The organism is Mesorhizobium sp. M7A.F.Ca.ET.027.03.2.1 (assembly GCF_003999175.1).
Taxonomy (GTDB): Bacteria; Pseudomonadota; Alphaproteobacteria; order Rhizobiales; family Rhizobiaceae; genus Mesorhizobium.
The window spans coordinates 1-4,739 of sequence record NZ_RZOM01000440.1 but is presented as its reverse complement, the minus strand read 5'-3'; the positions used below and the strand labels follow the sequence as shown (position 1 = coordinate 4,739).

6 protein-coding genes and 1 pseudogene are annotated in these 4,739 nt (G+C 62.2%); 5 read left to right on the top strand and 2 right to left on the bottom strand.

Going from position 1 to position 4,739, the window contains the following annotated elements; all coding sequences use genetic code 11:
• Window positions 1-641: aspartate/glutamate racemase family protein (locus EN750_RS19180; protein ID WP_127397340.1), on the top strand; the 641-nt coding region annotated here is incomplete at its 5' end.
• 65 nt (window positions 642-706) lie between these two features.
• Window positions 707-895 (top strand): DUF3008 family protein, encoded by a 189-nt coding sequence (locus EN750_RS19175; protein ID WP_023810328.1) that lies wholly within the window; start codon window positions 707-709, stop codon window positions 893-895.
• A gap of 77 nt (window positions 896-972) precedes the next feature.
• Here the strand turns inward: EN750_RS19175 and EN750_RS19170 are convergent, their stop codons facing one another.
• Entirely contained in the window at window positions 973-1,131 is a 159-nt protein-coding gene (locus EN750_RS19170) for a hypothetical protein (RefSeq protein WP_245482740.1), read from the bottom strand.
• 426 nt (window positions 1,132-1,557) lie between these two features.
• Between EN750_RS19170 and rpsD the strand changes: the two genes are divergently transcribed.
• The 3 genes from rpsD (at window position 1,558) to EN750_RS19155 (ending at window position 3,990) form a co-directional block, all read left to right on the top strand.
• Window positions 1,558-2,175 (top strand): 30S ribosomal protein S4, encoded by a 618-nt coding sequence (gene rpsD / locus EN750_RS19165; RefSeq protein ID WP_023759539.1) that lies wholly within the window; start codon window positions 1,558-1,560, stop codon window positions 2,173-2,175.
• A gap of 107 nt (window positions 2,176-2,282) precedes the next feature.
• Window positions 2,283-3,167, top strand: coding sequence for a tRNA 2-thiocytidine(32) synthetase TtcA (gene ttcA, locus EN750_RS19160; RefSeq protein ID WP_127321527.1), 885 nt, complete (start codon window positions 2,283-2,285; stop codon window positions 3,165-3,167).
• Window positions 3,157-3,990 (top strand): inositol monophosphatase family protein, encoded by an 834-nt coding sequence (locus EN750_RS19155; RefSeq protein ID WP_127397339.1) that lies wholly within the window; start codon window positions 3,157-3,159, stop codon window positions 3,988-3,990. Before ttcA ends, EN750_RS19155 begins: the two co-directional genes overlap by 11 nt.
• A gap of 459 nt (window positions 3,991-4,449) precedes the next feature.
• On the opposite strand, the pseudogene EN750_RS19145 reads toward EN750_RS19155, so the two are convergent.
• Window positions 4,450-4,739: pseudogene (locus EN750_RS19145) on the bottom strand (MFS transporter); the annotation flags it as partial.

The window sequence follows — 4,739 nt, the reverse complement described above, 5'->3', positions numbered from 1 at the left end:
TCCTCGAATTGTTCGGCAAACTGCTTGAGCGCTTTGCGCCGGCCATTTCCGTCATCGCCTGCAACACCGCCTCGACGTTGGTGATCGATGCGCTGCGCGATAGATTTCCCGCGCATCCTTTCGTCGGCATGGTGCCTGCGATCAAGCCGGCGGCGGAACGTACGCGCTCAGGGCTGGTTTCGGTGCTGGCGACGCCTGGCACCGTCAAGCGCCAATACACGCGCGACCTGATCAGCAAATGGGCGCAGAAATGCCATGTCCGCCTGGTCGGCAGCGACAGGCTGGCGGGACTGGCTGAGATCTACATGCGTGAGGGCTTCGTCGATGAGGAGGCCGTACGCACCGAGATCACGCCGTGCTTCGTCGAACATGATGCGTTGCGTACGGATATCGTCGTGCTCGCCTGCACACACTACCCCTTTCTGGCCAATCGCATGCGCAAGACGGCGCCCTGGCCGGTCGATTGGCTCGACCCCGCTGAAGCGATTGCGCGCCGGGCGCTGTCGCTTCTCGCCGACATCGATCCGAGCGGTCGTGGCGAGATGCTGCCTGAAGGCCCCGACCTTGCCGTCTTCACATCGAAAAGAGCCGATTTCCCGACCCGTCGCCTGATACAGGGCTTCGGGCTGGCAATGTCGTGATTGCGAAGCGGAACATCACGGCAGTCGTTGCGTTTTTTCTCCAGATTCCAACGGGAGAAAGAACCATGCCAGCCACCTCGAAAGCCCAGCAGAAAGCCGCCGGCGCGGCTCTGTCGGCCAAGCGCGGCGAGACCAAGAAGAGCGAACTGCAGGGCGCTTCCAAGGGAATGTACGAATCGATGAGCGAGAAGCAGCTCGAGGAATTCGCCGAGACGAAGCGCAAGGGCCTGCCGGAGAAGAAGTCGAAAGACTAAGGATTAAGCATCCGGAATCAAAGAGCCCGCGGCCAAAACCGCGGGCTGATGTCGGCCGCCTGGGACCGGATAGGAGCCTACCAGCGCCCGCTGCAGCGCTTGATCTTGTAGCGTATGACCTTCTTGTGGCCGTGCCGCCAGATAACCTTCTTCTTGATCACGATGCGGCAAGCCTGGTGATGTCGGTGGCCGTGCCAATGCCTGGCCTCCGCCGGCTCCGGTGTCAGGACCGCCATGGATCCCGCCAACACAGCGGCCCCTGTCAGGGTAAGGAAGAATTTCTTCATGCGAATGTAGCTCCTCTGCTCCGGTCCCTTCCTGATGCCGCTGGCGCAACCTCCCGCCACATCCGGCACTGTACTCAACCCAGAGACGCTATATCGTCGCCACGGCCTACGCCAGCCACAAGCTTGACACCGGTTAAATCTCCGTTTAATCAGCGCGCCAACACCGGGCCGCAATGCCCGGTGGTTTTCTTTATGTGCGCAAGATGCGTGGAAATCCAATTCTACTATCTTGTTTGAACTGACGTGTCCCGTGGGTTTTCCGCCGCGTTGCGTGGGAAAACCCTGTCAGGTCTCGAAAACGGAGGCCAGAGGAGGGCGCGTTTCCTTCACCCGGACCATGAGGTTCCGGGTGTATTGTTTTGAAAAGGGAATGCGATGAGCAAGCGCGAATCCGCGAAGTACAAGATCGACCGCCGTCTCGGCGAAAACATCTGGGGCCGCCCGAAGTCCCCGGTCAACAAGCGTGAATACGGTCCCGGCCAGCATGGCCAGCGCCGCAAGGGCAAGCTTTCCGATTTCGGCCTGCAGCTGCGCGCCAAGCAGAAGCTGAAGGGTCACTATGGCGACGTTTCGGAAAAGCAGTTCCGCAAGGTTTATGAAGAGGCTGACCGCCGCAAGGGCGACACCTCGGAGAACCTGATCGGCCTGCTCGAATCGCGTCTCGACGCGGTCGTCTACCGCGCCAAGTTCGTGCCGACCATTTTCGCCGCCCGTCAGTTCGTCAACCACGGCCACGTCAACGTCAACGGCAAGCGCGTCAACATCGGCTCGTATCGCTGCAAGCCGGGCGATGTCGTCGAAGTGCGCGAAAAGTCCAAGCAGCTGGTCATCGTTCTGGAAGCGGTCGGTCTCGCCGAGCGCGACGTGCCGGACTACATCGAAGCCGATCACAACAAGATGGTCGCGACCTTCTCGCGCATTCCCGGCCTGGCGGACGTTCCGTTCGCCGTGCAGATGGAACCGAACCTGGTCGTCGAATTCTACTCGCGCTAAAACGAGCGCGTTCTGCGACACCAAGCAAAGGCCGCCGTCGAGGCGGCCTTTTCTTTGTCGGTCATGTCCGCTAATCCGGCGCTCTGGGCCACTGAAAGCGACATGCCATGAACATGCTTCCAGACATCGAACCGATCGCCGACAGCGAAGGCGGCTTCCATCCGCTGTTCGCCGACGTGCCGTCCTCGGTCGAATTCAACAAATTGCGCAAGCGGCTGCTGCGGCTGACCCGGCAGGCGATCGAGGATTTCTCGATGGTCAAGCCCGGCCAGCGCTGGCTCGTCGCGCTCTCGGGCGGCAAGGATTCCTACGGCCTGCTCGCGGTGCTGCTCGACCTCAAATGGCGCGGGCTCTTGCCGGTCGATCTTCTGGCCTGCAATCTCGACCAGGGCCAGCCGAATTTCCCCAAACATATCCTGCCGGACTATCTCGACAGTCACGGCATTGCGCACCGGATCGAGTATCAGGACACCTATTCCGTCGTCACCGACAAGCTGCCGGCGGGCAGCACCTATTGCTCGCTCTGCTCGCGCCTCAGGCGCGGCCATCTCTACCGCATTGCGCGCGAGGAGGGTTGCTCGGCACTGGTGCTCGGCCACCATCGTGAGGACATTCTCGAAACCTTCTTCATGAACCTCTTCCATGGCGGCCGTCTCGCCGCCATGCCGCCTAAACTGCTCAACGACGACGGCGACGTCATGGTGCTGCGGCCATTGAGCTACTGCGCCGAGGCCGATCTGGAAAGATTCGCCGCCGCCATGCATTTCCCGATCATTCCCTGCGATCTCTGCGGTAGCCAGGAAGGCCTTCAGCGCAACGCCATGAAGGCGATGCTCGAGGACCTGGAAAAGCGTATGCCCGGCCGCAAGGATACGATGCTGCGCGCGCTGTCGAACAGCAGGCCATCGCACCTGCTCGACAGGAAGCTGTTCGACTTCGCTGCCCTCAACGACACCCTCACCACAAGGCAAGACATTTCCGATGACATTTGACGACACCGCGATCGATTGGCTGGCCGGCATTCTGGCCGAGGCGGCGCTGACCGAGATCATGCCGCGCTTTCGCCGGCTGGGCGATGGCGATGTCAGGCAGAAGACCTCGGCCGCCGACCTTGTGACCGAAGCCGACGTCAATGCCGAGCGGCTGATCACCGCGCGGCTGCGCGAGCGCTATCCCCAGGCGATGATCGTCGGCGAGGAGGCCTGTTCCGACAATCCGGCACTGCTCGATGGTCTGGGCGATGCCGATCTGGCCTTCGTCATCGATCCGGTCGACGGCACCTTCAACTTCGCCTCCGGCGTGCCGCTGTTCGGCGTCATGCTGGCGGTCGTGGTCCAGGGCGAGACGGTTGCCGGCATCATCCACGATCCCGTCGGCAAGGACTGGCTGATTGGTGCCAGGGGCGCCGGCAGCCATATCCGGCATGCGCATGGCAGCCTGGAGAAGGTGCATGTCGCGGCACCCGCGCCGATCTCGGAAATGACCGGCTCGGTCTCCTGGCAATATATGCCCGAACCGGAGCGGTCGCGGCTGGCGCGCAACCAGACCAAGATCCTGTCGCAATTCGCCTATCGCTGCGCCGCGCACGAATACCGCCTGCTGGCGAGCGGCCATGCCCACTTCGTGGTCTACAACAAGCTGATGCCGTGGGACCATCTGGCCGGCGTGCTGATCCATGCCGAGGCCGGCGGCCACGCGGCGCGCTTCGACGGCAGCGCCTATCTGCCCTCGCATCTCGGCGGCGGCCTGCTTGTCGCGCCCGATCGCGAAAGCTGGCACGAATTGCGCCGCGAACTCTGGGCGGCACAGGATTGATTGCTGCGTTAGCCGAAGGAGCGGTGCAATTTCACGCAGATCCGGAGGCTCTCGAATGAAACCTCGGTTCGCATTTGTCGCTGCGGCTCTTGCCGCCGCTCTGTCTACCAGTTCCCAGGAAGCAAGGTCGCAAGAGCGCAGTTGTCGCAGTTCCGATCCCGTCGATACGATAAGGGAGATGTCGGACGCTATCTATGCCTGCTGGAAACCGCCACCCGGAACCGCGGGCATGTCCCTGACACTGCGGTTTTCGCTTCGCTGCAACGGCACACTGATCGGCAAGCCTCGCGCCACATATGCCGATCTGGGAACCGATGCCCAGCGCAGCCGTGCCTTCGTGGCATCCATTCTCAGGGCACTCGATGATGCTCTGCCTTTGCCCTTTTCGGACAGCATGGGTGAAGCAATCGCGGGGCGTATGCTCGCCCCTCGATTCACGGCGGCCCTTGAGGGTGCATCCTAATGCAAGTCGGTGATGTGCCCTGAAACGGGCGGGTTCTGCGGCTGGAACATCTTGCCGCGCTCGGCGATGAAGATCATCAGCAGCGCCGCGATCGACACGCTGCAGAAGCCGGCGGCCAGTGGCGTCACCGTGCCGTTGAAGGCCTGGCCGATCAGCGTGCCGAGAATGCCGCCGAGAAACGTCTGCATGAAACCGAGGATCGACGACGCCGTGCCGGCCAGTTGCCCGAGCGGCTCCATGGCCAGCGCGTTGAAGTTCGCGCCCAGCGCACCGAACGGAAGCATGG

Excerpts from the sequence above, each read along its gene's own strand:
- EN750_RS19175 (WP_023810328.1), top strand. The coding sequence starts at position 707 with ATGCCAGCCACCTCGAAAGCCCAGCAGAAAGCCGCCGGCGCGGCTCTG.
- EN750_RS19170 (WP_245482740.1), bottom strand. The coding sequence starts at position 1,131 with ATGGCGGTCCTGACACCGGAGCCGGCGGAGGCCAGGCATTGGCACGGC.
- rpsD (WP_023759539.1), top strand. The coding sequence starts at position 1,558 with ATGAGCAAGCGCGAATCCGCGAAGTACAAGATCGACCGCCGTCTCGGC.
- ttcA (WP_127321527.1), top strand. The coding sequence starts at position 2,283 with ATGAACATGCTTCCAGACATCGAACCGATCGCCGACAGCGAAGGCGGC.
- EN750_RS19155 (WP_127397339.1), top strand. The coding sequence starts at position 3,157 with ATGACATTTGACGACACCGCGATCGATTGGCTGGCCGGCATTCTGGCC.